This is a genomic window from Butyrivibrio sp. ob235, from assembly GCF_900109475.1.
Classification (GTDB): Bacteria; Bacillota; Clostridia; order Lachnospirales; family Lachnospiraceae; genus Butyrivibrio.
Genome location: NZ_FOBE01000024.1, coordinates 24987 through 37511, shown reverse-complemented (window position 1 = coordinate 37511; position 12525 = coordinate 24987). Strand labels below are relative to the sequence as shown.

Here is a 12525-nt window from a genome sequence, read left to right as displayed (position 1 = left end):
ATTTAGTATATCACAATGTGCGGGTTAAAATTGTAATAGTTGCATAAATATGATTTAAGATACTATAATAAAATTCCCAATTCAGTATTATGTAATAAAAAGAGAGGATAAAAATGTCAATATTAAAGCTAAAAGCAGCCACAAAAGATTACTTGTGGGGTGGAAACAAGCTTGTGGATGAGTTCGGAAAAATCCCGGCAGGTGATGTTACCGCAGAGAGCTGGGAACTTTCATGTTATCCGGGTAGCGAATCGGTAATAGAGAATGGAGATTTTGCGAATAAGACCATTACTGAATATATACAGCAAAACGGCAGGGGAGTTCTGGGATCAAAATGTGAACAGTTCAAAGATTTTCCTGTCCTTATCAAGTTCATTGATGCAAAAAAAGATCTTTCACTTCAGGTTCATCCGTCCGACGAATATGCAAAAGAGCATGAAAATCAGTATGGTAAAACCGAAATGTGGTACATTATCGATGCTGAAAAGGATGCCTTTTTATACTATGGCTTCAATCGTGAGATTACAAAGGAAGAATTTGCGGCAAGGATTGAAAATCAGACTCTGACAGAGGTTTTGAATGCATATCCGGTAAAAAAAGGTGACGTGATTTTTATTGAGGCGGGAACCCTGCATGCCATAGGTGCAGGCATACTTCTTGCAGAAATTCAGCAGAATTCGAATGTAACGTACCGCGTATATGATTATGGCAGACGTGATAAAAACGGAAATCTGAGGGAATTACATGTAGAAAAAGCTATGGATGTTACTACGCTTGCGCCGGTTACTAAGGTTCACCCTAAGGACGGTCACATCGCTGCATGTAAGTATTTCACTGTGGACAAAGTTGTTACATCACAACAGACTGGCAACAAATTCTGCGGAAATATCGGAAAGGAATCCTTCCTTCATGTACTTATAGTGGATGGAAGCGGAATAATACGCTGTGAAAACGAAGAAATGGTTTACAAAAAGGGTGACAGCTTTTTCCTTCCCGCAGGAAGTGGAGATTATGAGATAGAAGGGTGCTGCGAAGCACTTCTTACCTATGAAGAATAAATAACAACTGTGATATAAAACTGAATTAATAACTGGAGGCCTTCCGCAAATTCTGCGGAAGGCTTTGTTTATATTCAGCGTGGTAGATGGCCAATATGTTACCAAAGTGTTACACATATTTCAATATATCGAAAAAACACTTAAAAAATCCTTGACATTTTTCCTTCAAATGTTAGAATTGTTCCTATGTTGCAAAAAATTGCAAACATATAGACAATACCAAAAAGGAGGAAAAAAGTAATGGGGAAATTTTCTAGAATGGGGGCCGCCGCTCTTGTAGCAGCTTTATCATTTTCCATGGTTGCACCGATAAGTGCAAATGCGGAAATAATGAAGAATTATGATGCAGCGACGGATACATACACTTATTGTAACGAGGATACAAATGAGGTTGTAACTTTTAAGGCAGATGAGGGAAAGATGGAGGATACAAGCCTTCTTTATAACGAAAAGAAGGTTTATTACGTCAATGTAGGTCAGTATATGGAGATTCCTTCGATTTATACCACACCGGATGTCGTAAAGTTTACAGGTTTTAAGTCAAGCAGTAAGAATCTTAAACTCAGAATGTATGATTCTTTCGAAGCAACAAATACCGGAAGCCCGAAATATGCGTACTATAAGAAGGTGGATGGAAAAAAATTATATTTTTACAGAGATGTTAATGGAAACATGCAGTCTGCTGAGTGGGATGCGCTTAAGGAGATGTACAAGGGATCAGGATGGTACAGATTACAGTTCTATGCTAAGAAACCCGGTAAGTACAAGGTTAATTTTAACGCAGTTAACGCTCAGGGCGCTGTTGTAGCCAACAAGAGCATTACGATTATCGCTAAGGCTGATACGAGAGCAATCAAGTCAATTACCTTTGCCGGCAAGAATGTTCTAAAAGACACCGACGGAGATGGCAGAGACGATTATAGAAACTATTATGCAAAAACCGGCAACTACACAACAAAGAAAAAAGGTAAACTTGTTGTAACTGCCAATAAGGGTTATAAGATCAAAAAACTCGAAATAAGTAGTGCGGTTGTTGCAGCAGATAAGCCCGATGACGGATGGGAAGGAACAAAGAATAAAGGCACAGAAGAGGTTGATCTTAACGGAAACGGCAGAACAGATGATGTTGTAAACGGTCAGTCAGAGAAATCAGTAAACAGAGTCTGGAAAACCATTAAGAATAAGAAGACCTTAAAGCTCAGTACAACGAGCGAGGATGCAGAAGTAGATTACAGCCTGGTTAACAAGAAGGACAATAGCAAGACCAAGGTTAGAAAGACAAACGGAATAATTCATCCGACATTCCTTCGTGTAACATACTACGATACAAAGAATAAGAGGACAGTAAGAGAAGTATATGAGTTATGGCTTCTCAAAAAGTAATTGATTATGAAAAGAAATAAAAACAGTTAAACAGTACTCGGCAAAAACTGAATAACAGTAAAAATGCTTCCCCGATCGAAGCCTTCCCCTTTGGGGGGAAGGTGGCACGAAGTGCCGGATGAGGGGAAGCCTTTTTTCGTCTTCACGACAATTATTCGAATAATTTAAGCAACGTTCTCGTCTTTCTTGCCTGCATTCTTCTGATTTCTCTGTGCAATAAGTACCTTGGCAGCAATGCCTGCAAGTACAAGAGACAGAGCAACAAGAAGTACGGCGATTCCTGCCTGGATAAGAGCCCAAACATCTGCTGCACCTGTTGTGTAAGCAGTAAGCTTAGCTGTTATTGTCTGGAAAAGTGAGCAAACAGTTACAGCAAGCATAAAGATCATAGGAATGAAGAACATCTTGTTGTTCTTGCCTACAGCACCGAGCCATGTGCAAACAGCGATAAGACCTACAGCTGCAAGAAGCTGGTTTGCTGCACCGAACAGAGGCCAAATCTTTGTATAACCGGTCATACCAAGGCTTACACCAAGAACAACTGTTATTGCTGTTGCAACATAAGGATTGGCAAGTACCTTCTTGTATCCGGTAGCATCCTTTGCTGTCTGGCCCTGCTCAAGGAAGAACTCCTGGAACATGTATCTTGCAAGTCTTGTAGCTGTATCAAGTGATGTCAGACAGAATACGGATACTGCAAGGATAAGCATCTGGTACATGATATTCTGTACGCCGGGAGCAAAGCTTCCGATCATAGCTGAAAGACCGCCGGCAAATACCTGTGTGGGGCTTGCGTAGGTTCCGTCAGAAGCTGCAGACCATACAAAGCCGATTGCACAAAGAGAGATAACAGCAACTGTACACTCGATGAGCATTGAGCCGTATGCAACGGGGCGTGCGTTCTTCTCATTATCAAGCTGCTTAGCGGTTGTTCCGGATGAAACAAGTGAGTGGAATCCGGAGATAGCGCCACATGCGATTGTTACGAAAAGTGCAGGGAAAGCGGTTCCTGTTGTGAATACGCCGGTTCCCTTAAGAGATGCATCTCCCATAGCGGGAACTGCAAACTGGCCGTGGCCTGTAACTACTGCACCGAGTACAGCGATAACACCTGCTGCAATCATGAAGTAGAGAAGGAAAGAGCTGAGATAATCTCTGGGCTGCAGAAGGATCCATACAGGAGTTACTGAAGCAACCAGGATGTAAGCTCCAAGTACCCACATCCAAGCGTTGTATGAGAGTGCGATAGGATGGAAGTTAAGGCCGATAGCCACAATAGCAGCTATGCCAACACATCCGAATACAGAAGCAACACCTACAGGGGCATTTTTTCTGTAAACAAAATAACCAAATACCATAGCAAGTGCTATGAAAAGTAATGAAATCATTGCTGTGGACTCGTTTGCGGCAAGAGTTGCACCCTCAACAGCAGCGCCTGCAGCGGTAGTTGTACCAAAAGTACTTGCTACGATTGAACTGAAGGCTGCTACAACAAGCAGAAGTGTCAGATAGCCGAAAGTAAGGAACAACTTCTTAGCTGTTCTTCCCATGGAATCATCAATGATTTCGCCGATAGACTGTCCCTTGTGACGAAGGGAAGCGAAAAGAGCGCCAAAATCATGGACACCTCCAAAGAAAATACCTCCGATAAGAACCCAGAGCAGAACCGGAACCCATCCGAAAACTGCGGCCTGAATAGGACCGTTGATGGGGCCTGCACCTGCGATTGATGAAAAATGGTGACCCATAAGTACGGGTGTTTTTGCGGGAACATAGTCCATGCCATCCTCAAGCTCGTGAGCCGGAGTCTTACGGCTGGGATCGATTCCCCACTGTTTTGCAAGCCAGCCGCCATAGAAAACATAACCGGCAGCGAGGATTGCAACACTTACAATAAGTAATACTGCTGCATTCATACTTTTTCTCCTCCTTAGAAATCCCCTTAGGGTATATGTCAACTGACGGATTTATAATCCAGATCAGTTGCAGCCTCAGTGATGTTATTACAGATAACATGTGTTTTGCTATAGACATCCGAAAGCAGTTCTTTCAGCTCGCGCCCTGAATAATTGGTGCTTACTTCACCATCATCCATGGAAATAACCGCGAGCCTAGCCTCGCTGTGTCCACGGAAATTGAAAAGATAACCTCTGTCGTAACGGAACTTTCGAATGGCCTTTTTTAATGATTTATCCGGTGTCTTGGAAGTCAGAATCACGAAAGTCAGATATGTGCACATGTGATCCTTCTCGGGATATTTCTCGCCGTGTCTTACCAGTTCAGGTTCTGCGTAATCCGTGATGACCGACATGATGTCATTAAGAGTGTCCTCTGTCAGCGCGTCTTCCTTTATAAAAAGAACATGCTCAAATGCCTTGATGGACCAGAGAGTTGCTTCTTTTTTTAGTACATACTTTTCGCTGAGTGAGCAGAACCGTGCGTATGCGGCGTAATCAGTGTCCCCCAAACTGAAATTTTCAGTGATATCGAAGCTGGCTTCGTATCTGCGAAGAAGCTCCTTTAAATAAGCATCCCTGAAATTCATACAAACCTCTTTCCCATAATCAGCAATTCGTATAAAAACACTTCGAATTAACTGATTAAATATAACTTAGAGTCACTTTATCACTTTGACGCGCTATTGCAAGATGACAAATTTAATCAGTTTTTTTGAAAATAGATTAATTTTGTAATGTATTTTGGGAAATTTGCTATTTTTTTGCGTTATATTTATACTTAATAAAGAGGCATCAAGTGCTGAATCTGACGGGGAGATAGAGAGCTCTGAGAGAGTTGCTCTTCCCTGCCCGTTTAAATGGCCGGTAAGGCTGGCAAATCTGAAGAGGTGTCTGCTGGTAACAAAAATTCCTGTCGAAGATACCGGTAAAGAGCTGGTGATTATAAATCTCCACCTGGAGGAGATTTTAATCAGGTCTTTTCAAACATAGAAAAATACCCTTAAATAACCAAGCTTAAGGGCATTTTATTGTTTCGATATCATATGTTACGGATACGTTTTGGGATTCGGTATTTCCGGCCCATTTATTAAGGATACGTTCAAGCACCACTTTTACCGAGTCTTCGCGATTTGACTCCGGAATCAGAAGCCAGAACTGATTTTTACCCTTTCTTGTGAATACATCGCTGAATCTCATGGATGATCTCAGAACACCGGCAAATGCATCCATTATTTCCTCAGTCCGGTCACTTTCAATACCCTCAGCAAAATTCAGTGTAATTATTCCAAACTGAACCAGAGAATTATAATTAAAAATTGAACGCTTTAAATAGCGGTAAACAGTTGTAAAGGCCTCGTTTGATACTTCATATGAGCCACTGGGTTCGCCTCGTTCATCAAGAACTGCGAAACTGTTCTTGATGTTGGTGTTGATGTCAGGAAGTGGCTTTGCATCATCTGACTGGAAAAGGCAAAAGCTGTGTTTACCGTTCTGCTTAACCTGGTAGAGTGCTTTATCGGCTTTTTTGAAAAGTTCTCCGTACTCTGTGCCCTCTGCAGGTACAAATACGGCTCCTACGGAGACTCCGAGCGGAATATCCACCTCATTTCCCAGAATTCTTTCGGCTTCGGCCTTCAGCATGCGGTTAAGCTGCTTGGTTTTGGCATCTATTATGAATTTATCCTTGATGTTGTTGCAGAAAATGATGAACTCATCACCGCCGATTCTGCCCACGACATCTTTATTCCTGATGACGGTTTTTAAAATTCCGGCAAAGCTCACAAGAACTTCATCGCCCGCATCGTGCCCTACGAGATCATTAACCAGTTTGAAGGAATCAAGGTCGATAACCATGAGGACTCCGGACCTGTGCTTACAGCACTCTGAGATCTCTGATTCAGCATAACTCTTGTTATATAATCCGGTAAGCAGATCCGTTCTGGCCTCAGCTTCGAGGTTTTTCATATGCTGAATATTGTCAAAAACACGCCCGACGCGGCTAAGAAGAATGTCCTTGCTGCAAGGCTTATGGATATAATCGGCAGCGCCGACCCTGAAACCCATTGTTTCCTGTTCTTCTCGTTCATCCGAGGTCATGAAAATCATGGGTACGCCTGAGCCGTATTTATCCTTGAATTTCTTTTGAAGCTCGAAACCGGACATGTGCGGCATAAGAAGATCTGTAATTACAAGTTGGGGATTTTCTTTATCAAAAACAGAAAGAGCCTCTTCACCTGAAGAAGCGCAGACTACGTCATAATCATTCTCAAGCATGGTTTTTGTAATGTAACGGTATATTTCTTCGTCATCTACAACCATAATTTTTTGCATAGTAACACCTCGGCTGTTTTTGTGAGCAGATTTCCGAGAACGTTACTATTTTACCATGTTTGTGGTAAGATAGACTCGCTATGCTCATTAATTTTATGAAAATTTTATGAGAGGGAAAAAAGTTTGGGAGGAAATAAAAATGAGTGAACAAAGATTTGACCCGATGACGGGTCAGCCCATTAATTCGGTAAATTCAAGCAGTTATAAGTTTGATCCCATGACAGGTAAACCGATTAATCAACAGCCTGTCACACAGCAGACGACATATGCTTATGATCCGGTAGCTATTGAGAGGGAACAATCAGCCAGGAACAAAAAACTTGCCCTTGTAGTACTTGGAATAGGAGCTGTGCTGTTTCTTGTTCTTATAGTTTTCGGGGCATTTAGCGCAGTAAAGTATTTTAGTGAGAAGCTTCCGAACCAGGATGCAGAGCTTATCGGACAAAATACGGTGGAAGAGCCCGCAGAACCGGATGAACCTGTGGTAGATGAACCTTTTGTGGAAGAGCCTGCAGAGGAACCTGTAGACGAGGAACCTATAGAGGAGGCTGCAGAGGAGCCGGCAGTGGAAGAGGCTGCAGAGGAGCCGGCAGTGGAGCCCACAGAGGAGGCTACAAGTGAACCGGCAGTAACCGAAGAAAATACGCTTCAGGCAAATACACCCTCAGGAGACAGAAAATCCTGTGATCCTTATGATATTTCTGCATTTACGGTTGGAAGAATTACTTATCAGCTCCCTGAGAAAGTTAGCGACTTTCTGGAGGACGGCTGGTCCTTTAGCAGTGAGCAGGATGCATCAACAACTATTCCGGCAGGCGGACTTGAGTGCATGTGGCTCTACTATCCCGGGGATGAAGCACATGTAATGACCAGTATCAGGAACTTCAGCCTTGATGTTAAGGAAGCCAGAGACTGTTATATTACTGAAATTGATTTCAACACACCTACGGTACAGACCATGGGCGTACCCGTAACAGCTCATGGAAAAGATATATCTGTCGGCATAAGCACCAAAGGGGACGTTATAAAGGCTCTTGGAGTGCCGGACAGAGAGAATGATAACGCATATTACTACTATGGGGAAAATGCCGATGAGGATGAGTCCTCATATAAATACACGACAATTATGATGGACGATGATGACATTGTTGAGATAATCTCGGTGCGTAATGAGCTTGAACCCACTGATCTGGAGCAGACAGAGGTAAGCACGGATGCTCCCGACTATCTTAGCTATTACGTTGCGCCTTCATCACTTGGAAGTGATCCGTTATCCGGTAATTTCAAGCTAAATGGCGTAGTTTACAACCTTCCAGTACCGCTCCAGGTTCTTGTGGACAATGGCTGGAAGTACGACTATGACGAATCATATTCAATCGGAGCCGGACAGGGCGGCGTTATTGATATGTATAAAGGTGACAGCCGTATTTACATTGTGGCTTATAACAGCTCCGATAAAGCATGCATCCTTAAGAACACTATTGTGACCAGTCTGACTGTATATCAATCAGACTATTATCCGGTTGATATAGAGTTTCCAGGCGGCCTCAATCCTGATATGACCGAAAATGAGGTTAAGACCTTTTTGAACGAAAATAATATTACAAATTACGACTATACCAGGAATATCGCAATTTATACTATTCCTTTTGATCAGACCGGTGACGACAGAAGCCAGTCAGGCAACAGATATGAGATAAATTTAGGCGAGGATGGTGTTATCTATAGTATTGATATCACATGCTATGGATGGCTTGCACAGTAACACCCGAATAATGGTATAATAATAGTACTACTGTAGTTTTTTATGAGGGGTATACCATATGAGGACTGATAGTAAAAACGGAAAAGTGACAGTTTATCCTGAGGGCAGGATAGATTCCAATACAGCTGACGGGGTTTTCAAGGAACTTGAGGAGATTACCGCGGAAAATGAAGGCGCAGAATTTGAAATCAACATGGAGGCGGTTGAATATATTTCCAGCGCCGGGCTGCGATCCTTCATGAAGCTCCAAAAGAGCGGAATTTCAATGAAACTTACCGAACTTAGCCCTTCAGTTTACGAGATATTTGAGGTGACCGGTTTTACCGAAATTCTAGATATTAAAAAGGCGTATCGCAGGATTTCCGTGGATGGCTGTGAAGTCATCGGGCGCGGCTTTTATGGGACTGTGTACAGGATAGACGATGATACCATTGTCAAAGCTTATAGCTCGCCGGATAGCTTATCCATGATAGAGAATGAGCAGAAAAAGGCAAAACAGGCCTTTCTCAACGGAATTCCCACAGCAATATCGTATGATATTGTGAGAATCGGGGACAGCTACGGATCTGTATTTGAGATGCTAAAGGCAAATACCTTTAATGATCTAATAAAGGATAATCCTGAGGATGCTGATAATATCATTAAGACCTATGTGGATTTTATTAAGCAGGTTCATGAGACAGAAATGCCCCCCGGCGAACTGCATTATGCCAGGGATAATTTCTTACAAGCGTTGGACGTGGTGCGGAAATATTTATCTGACGATGAGTACGAGATATTAAAAGGATATTTGCAGAAGCTCCCGGATGATAATCACGTTATACACGGCGATTTTCAGATGAAAAATGTGATGATGGTGGACGGGGAGCCCATGCTGATAGATATGGACACCCTTGCCGTGGGACAGCCGATTTTCGACCTTGCGGGTCTTTATGTTTCCTATAAGTCATTCGTGGAGGATGAACCCGGAAATTGCATGATGTTCTTGGGAATACCGGATGAAATGGGAGACAGAATCTGGAACGGAATAATAGATAACTATTTTTCCGAAAAGTCAGCAGCAGAAAAGGAATCTATCTGTGACAAGATCAAGCTGGCTGCGGCAATACGCTTCCTCTATATTCTGGAGATATCGGATTACAAGAATTCGGACCTCGGTCAGGTAAGAATAGAGCATACCAAGGAGCACATAAAGGAACTCATTCCGAAGGTCGATTCATTACTTTTTCCATGAAGTGGCAATCGTGAAGATATTTTTATCGTCCTCACGCTTGTATGAGACTTCATCCATACTCTTCTTTACTATGAAGATTCCAAGACCGCCAATTTTCCGTTCCTCAGCGGAAAGAGTGGTGTCCGGATCTTCTCTTTCAAGAGGATTATAGGCAAAACCGGAATCAATGAAAGTTATAGTGGCTTTGGAGGCATTTTGATCAACATCAATTAAAATGGTCGCATCACCGCTGCCATCACTATAGGCATAGCTTGCTATATTGACAAAAATCTCTTCAACCGCAACATCAATCTGCATCTGAACCTTCATGGTGCAGCCTGCGTTTTCAAGCTCTTCGTCAACAATGGCAAGAAGATCGTTCAACTTTTCCACTTTCGCTTCAAGAGTTATTTCTTTCATGGCGGTACCCCTCATATAAATCTGTTATAATAATACCATACACCAAAAAATATGAAAATATTAGTTGCATATCGACTAATCCACAAAAGATGAAAGATAGGGCAGGATGTTTTGCTCTATATGATATATAACAGAAGCACAACACGTATTAGAATAAGACCATGAACAAAACAAAAACATGATTAAAGCCAAAAAGGAGGAGATATCATGAATATAACACTTGAAGCTATTGAAAAAGTAATGGAACTTACAGGCGTGGAGTACAAAACAGCAAAGGAAGCCCTTGAGAAAACAGACGGCAACATTGATGAGGCTGTAAAGCTTATTCAGCCTTCCGCAAATGACATCGGCGATGACGTTAAGTGCCTCATTGATCAGCTTAAGAAAAAAGTTGGAGAGGGCAATGTAGATCGTATCCAGATCAAGAAGGATGATGAGGTTATTCTCAGTGTTCCCGTAAATGTCGGAATTATCGGCGGCATCGTTGGTCTTGCAACTGCCCCCTGGGCACTGATTGCCGGATCTGTTGCAGCTTTCGGACTTGGATGCAAACTCATCGTAGTGAAGAAGGATGGTTCTACAGACGAAATTAAGTAAAAACTGAATAAGGTAACGCAGAAATACCTCAAAAGCCGAGTCTTTTGGGGTATTTCTTTTTGTGAATAAATGTTTATAATGATAAAGATTCTTGTTATACCCGAAGGAGTTTTAAAATGGTAATGCTTAAGCAGATGATAATTCTGTTCGTTTTAATGGGCGTAGGAATTATCTGCAGAAAAACTAAGATGATGAACGATGCGGTCAGTAAAGGAATGTCCGCCATCGTAGTAAATATTGCAAGTCCGGCATTTATTCTGTCTGCGGGAATAAACCAGGAGACATATATCGGACCTGACATGCTGATAACCTGTGCAATAGTAACGGTTGTTATCTATGCAGAGCTTATAATTATCGCGGTTTTCCTGCCAAAGCTCCTTCGAGTGGATGCTAAGCATGTGGGGACCTACAGAGTTATGACAATATTCTCAAACATAGGCTTCATGGGCTTCCCTATAATTCTTGCGATGTATGGCGAGACGGGACTTTTATATGCTGCGTTTTTCCAGTTTCCCTTTAATCTTCTGATCTACACCTATGGCATAAGTGTTATGCAGGGTGATAGCAAAGACGGAGAAGGGCTGAATATCCAGTGGAAAAAGATCTTTAATGTAGGCGTCATAGCAGTTTTTGTGTCCGTTGCACTCTTTTTATTCAGGGTGAGGGTTCCAGCTTCCATTGAGAGTGTCATAGATTCTCTGAGCGGCCTTACGGTGCCCATGAGTATGATGGTAATAGGTTATTCTCTTGCGGGAATGAAGCTTAAGGAGCTGTTTTCCAAAAAGAGGCTCCTGGTATTTGCACTCATTAAGCTGATCATAATACCTGTTGTTACCATTTTCTGGCTGCATTTCTTCATCACGGACAAGATTCTGCTCGGTGTATGCTTCGTTATGGTTGCAACTCCGGTAGGAAGTATGACAGCTATGCTGGCTGAGGCCTATGACGGGGACAAAGAAACAGCATCTATGGGCGTTGCGCTGACGACGCTTTTGTCGGTGTTTACAATTCCGCTGTGCGGATTGTTTGTTCAAAGCTTGAGGTAGCCGGTTATGACTACATTAGAGATTCTGAGATTACTTATTTTTCCTAAAACTGTATACGTGAGTGAGGATCGTAGACTTTCTGTGGTCGACAGAATTGAGGACGGGGAAGCTGTCAGGATTTTTTATTCAGATAAAACCAGAGAGTCTGGAGTTTATCTGGAAAAACATAAACGTAAGTATCCGCTTTTTAAATATATGGTGATGCTGAAGGATATCTGCAGAAAATACAGCGGATTACATAAGGCACTCATGATAGGCGGTGGAGGGCTGGTTTTTTCAGAGGTATTCCTTGGAATTGATAAAAAGAATTCCATGACCGCGGTGGAGATGGATAATCGCTGTATAGATGTAGCAGACAGATTCTTTGGAATAAAAGAAAGCGACAGGCTTGAAATAAAATGCATGGCAGGCGAAAGCTACATATCACAGATTGCGGAATATAACCTTAGAGTAAGTGATAACAAGAAAATTCTCTATGATTTTATCCTGTACGATGCCTATGTAGGAGACAGGATAGCAAGAGGGCTTGTTACCGAGAATATGCTGAAAATGGCAAAGATGATCATGAAGCCTGATGGAATTATCGCTATGAATGTTATCAACGATGCAGGTGGAACTGTGAAGATGCAGACTTATATTACGCAGAAGTTCCTGCAGGGGATATTCAAATATACGAGCCTTACAATGTGTGAAAACAGAGGAAACAGTATTCTTCTGGCTTCTGACAGAATGCTATAGATGAGTCATACAATAT

The 12525-nt window shown here is 42.2% G+C and carries 11 protein-coding genes; 7 read left to right on the top strand and 4 right to left on the bottom strand.

Annotated features, from left to right (window positions below; translation table 11 throughout):
- Positions 1–113: 113 nt before the first annotated feature.
- Positions 114–1058 carry a type I phosphomannose isomerase catalytic subunit gene (locus tag BMW61_RS15165; RefSeq protein ID WP_091823625.1) on the top strand — a complete coding sequence of 315 codons (945 nt, stop codon included), beginning with the start codon at positions 114–116 and terminating at the stop codon, positions 1056–1058.
- Between the two features lie 240 nt (positions 1059–1298).
- A complete protein-coding gene (locus tag BMW61_RS15160; RefSeq protein WP_091823622.1) occupies positions 1299–2441 on the top strand; it encodes a hypothetical protein in 1143 nt (380 codons plus the stop codon).
- 164 nt (positions 2442–2605) lie between these two features.
- Here BMW61_RS15160 and BMW61_RS15155 read toward each other — a convergent pair whose 3' ends face one another.
- The 3 genes from BMW61_RS15155 to BMW61_RS15140 all read right to left on the bottom strand — a co-directional run bounded on the left by BMW61_RS15155 (position 2606) and on the right by BMW61_RS15140 (position 6730).
- Positions 2606–4357 (bottom strand): carbon starvation CstA family protein, encoded by a 1752-nt coding sequence (locus BMW61_RS15155; protein WP_091823619.1) that lies wholly within the window; start codon positions 4355–4357, stop codon positions 2606–2608.
- Positions 4358–4395: 38 nt separating this feature from the next.
- Positions 4396–4986 carry a DUF8052 family protein gene (locus BMW61_RS15150; protein WP_049946128.1) on the bottom strand — a complete coding sequence of 197 codons (591 nt, stop codon included), beginning with the start codon at positions 4984–4986 and terminating at the stop codon, positions 4396–4398.
- A 427-nt stretch (positions 4987–5413) separates the two neighbouring features.
- The gene (locus tag BMW61_RS15140) at positions 5414–6730 is read right to left on the bottom strand and encodes a diguanylate cyclase domain-containing protein (RefSeq protein ID WP_091823613.1); all 1317 of its coding nucleotides are present in this window, start codon (positions 6728–6730) and stop codon (positions 5414–5416) included.
- A 139-nt stretch (positions 6731–6869) separates the two neighbouring features.
- Here BMW61_RS15140 and BMW61_RS22025 point away from each other — a divergent pair, with 139 nt between their 5' ends.
- On the top strand, positions 6870–8495 hold the full coding sequence (locus BMW61_RS22025; RefSeq protein WP_175475242.1) for a hypothetical protein: 1626 nt from the start codon (positions 6870–6872) through the stop codon (positions 8493–8495).
- A gap of 58 nt (positions 8496–8553) precedes the next feature.
- The gene (locus BMW61_RS15125) at positions 8554–9729 is read left to right on the top strand and encodes a phosphotransferase (RefSeq protein ID WP_091823603.1); all 1176 of its coding nucleotides are present in this window, start codon (positions 8554–8556) and stop codon (positions 9727–9729) included.
- Here the strand turns inward: BMW61_RS15125 and BMW61_RS15120 are convergent.
- The gene (locus tag BMW61_RS15120; protein WP_026498128.1) at positions 9715–10128 is read right to left on the bottom strand and encodes an ATP-binding protein; all 414 of its coding nucleotides are present in this window, start codon (positions 10126–10128) and stop codon (positions 9715–9717) included. The two genes, BMW61_RS15125 and BMW61_RS15120, sit on opposite strands and share 15 nt — an antisense overlap.
- Positions 10129–10335: 207 nt before the next feature.
- Between BMW61_RS15120 and BMW61_RS15115 the strand changes: the two genes are divergently transcribed.
- The 3 genes from BMW61_RS15115 (at position 10336) to BMW61_RS15105 (ending at position 12509) form a co-directional block, all read left to right on the top strand.
- Positions 10336–10725 carry a DUF4342 domain-containing protein gene (locus tag BMW61_RS15115; RefSeq protein WP_026498127.1) on the top strand — a complete coding sequence of 130 codons (390 nt, stop codon included), beginning with the start codon at positions 10336–10338 and terminating at the stop codon, positions 10723–10725.
- 116 nt (positions 10726–10841) lie between these two features.
- Positions 10842–11771 (top strand): AEC family transporter, encoded by a 930-nt coding sequence (locus BMW61_RS15110; protein ID WP_091823600.1) that lies wholly within the window; start codon positions 10842–10844, stop codon positions 11769–11771.
- 6 nt (positions 11772–11777) lie between these two features.
- Positions 11778–12509 (top strand): spermidine synthase, encoded by a 732-nt coding sequence (locus BMW61_RS15105; protein ID WP_091823597.1) that lies wholly within the window; start codon positions 11778–11780, stop codon positions 12507–12509.
- The last annotated feature ends 16 nt before the right edge of the window (positions 12510–12525 follow it).

Coding starts and splice junctions, on each gene's coding strand:
- BMW61_RS15115 (WP_026498127.1), top strand. CDS start 10,336: ATGAATATAACACTTGAAGCTATTGAAAAAGTAATGGAACTTACAGGC.
- BMW61_RS15140 (WP_091823613.1), bottom strand. CDS start 6,730: ATGCAAAAAATTATGGTTGTAGATGACGAAGAAATATACCGTTACATT.
- BMW61_RS15110 (WP_091823600.1), top strand. CDS start 10,842: ATGGTAATGCTTAAGCAGATGATAATTCTGTTCGTTTTAATGGGCGTA.
- BMW61_RS15165 (WP_091823625.1), top strand. CDS start 114: ATGTCAATATTAAAGCTAAAAGCAGCCACAAAAGATTACTTGTGGGGT.
- BMW61_RS15160 (WP_091823622.1), top strand. CDS start 1,299: ATGGGGAAATTTTCTAGAATGGGGGCCGCCGCTCTTGTAGCAGCTTTA.
- BMW61_RS15105 (WP_091823597.1), top strand. CDS start 11,778: ATGACTACATTAGAGATTCTGAGATTACTTATTTTTCCTAAAACTGTA.
- BMW61_RS15120 (WP_026498128.1), bottom strand. CDS start 10,128: ATGAAAGAAATAACTCTTGAAGCGAAAGTGGAAAAGTTGAACGATCTT.
- BMW61_RS15125 (WP_091823603.1), top strand. CDS start 8,554: ATGAGGACTGATAGTAAAAACGGAAAAGTGACAGTTTATCCTGAGGGC.
- BMW61_RS15155 (WP_091823619.1), bottom strand. CDS start 4,357: ATGAATGCAGCAGTATTACTTATTGTAAGTGTTGCAATCCTCGCTGCC.
- BMW61_RS22025 (WP_175475242.1), top strand. CDS start 6,870: ATGAGTGAACAAAGATTTGACCCGATGACGGGTCAGCCCATTAATTCG.
- BMW61_RS15150 (WP_049946128.1), bottom strand. CDS start 4,986: ATGAATTTCAGGGATGCTTATTTAAAGGAGCTTCTTCGCAGATACGAA.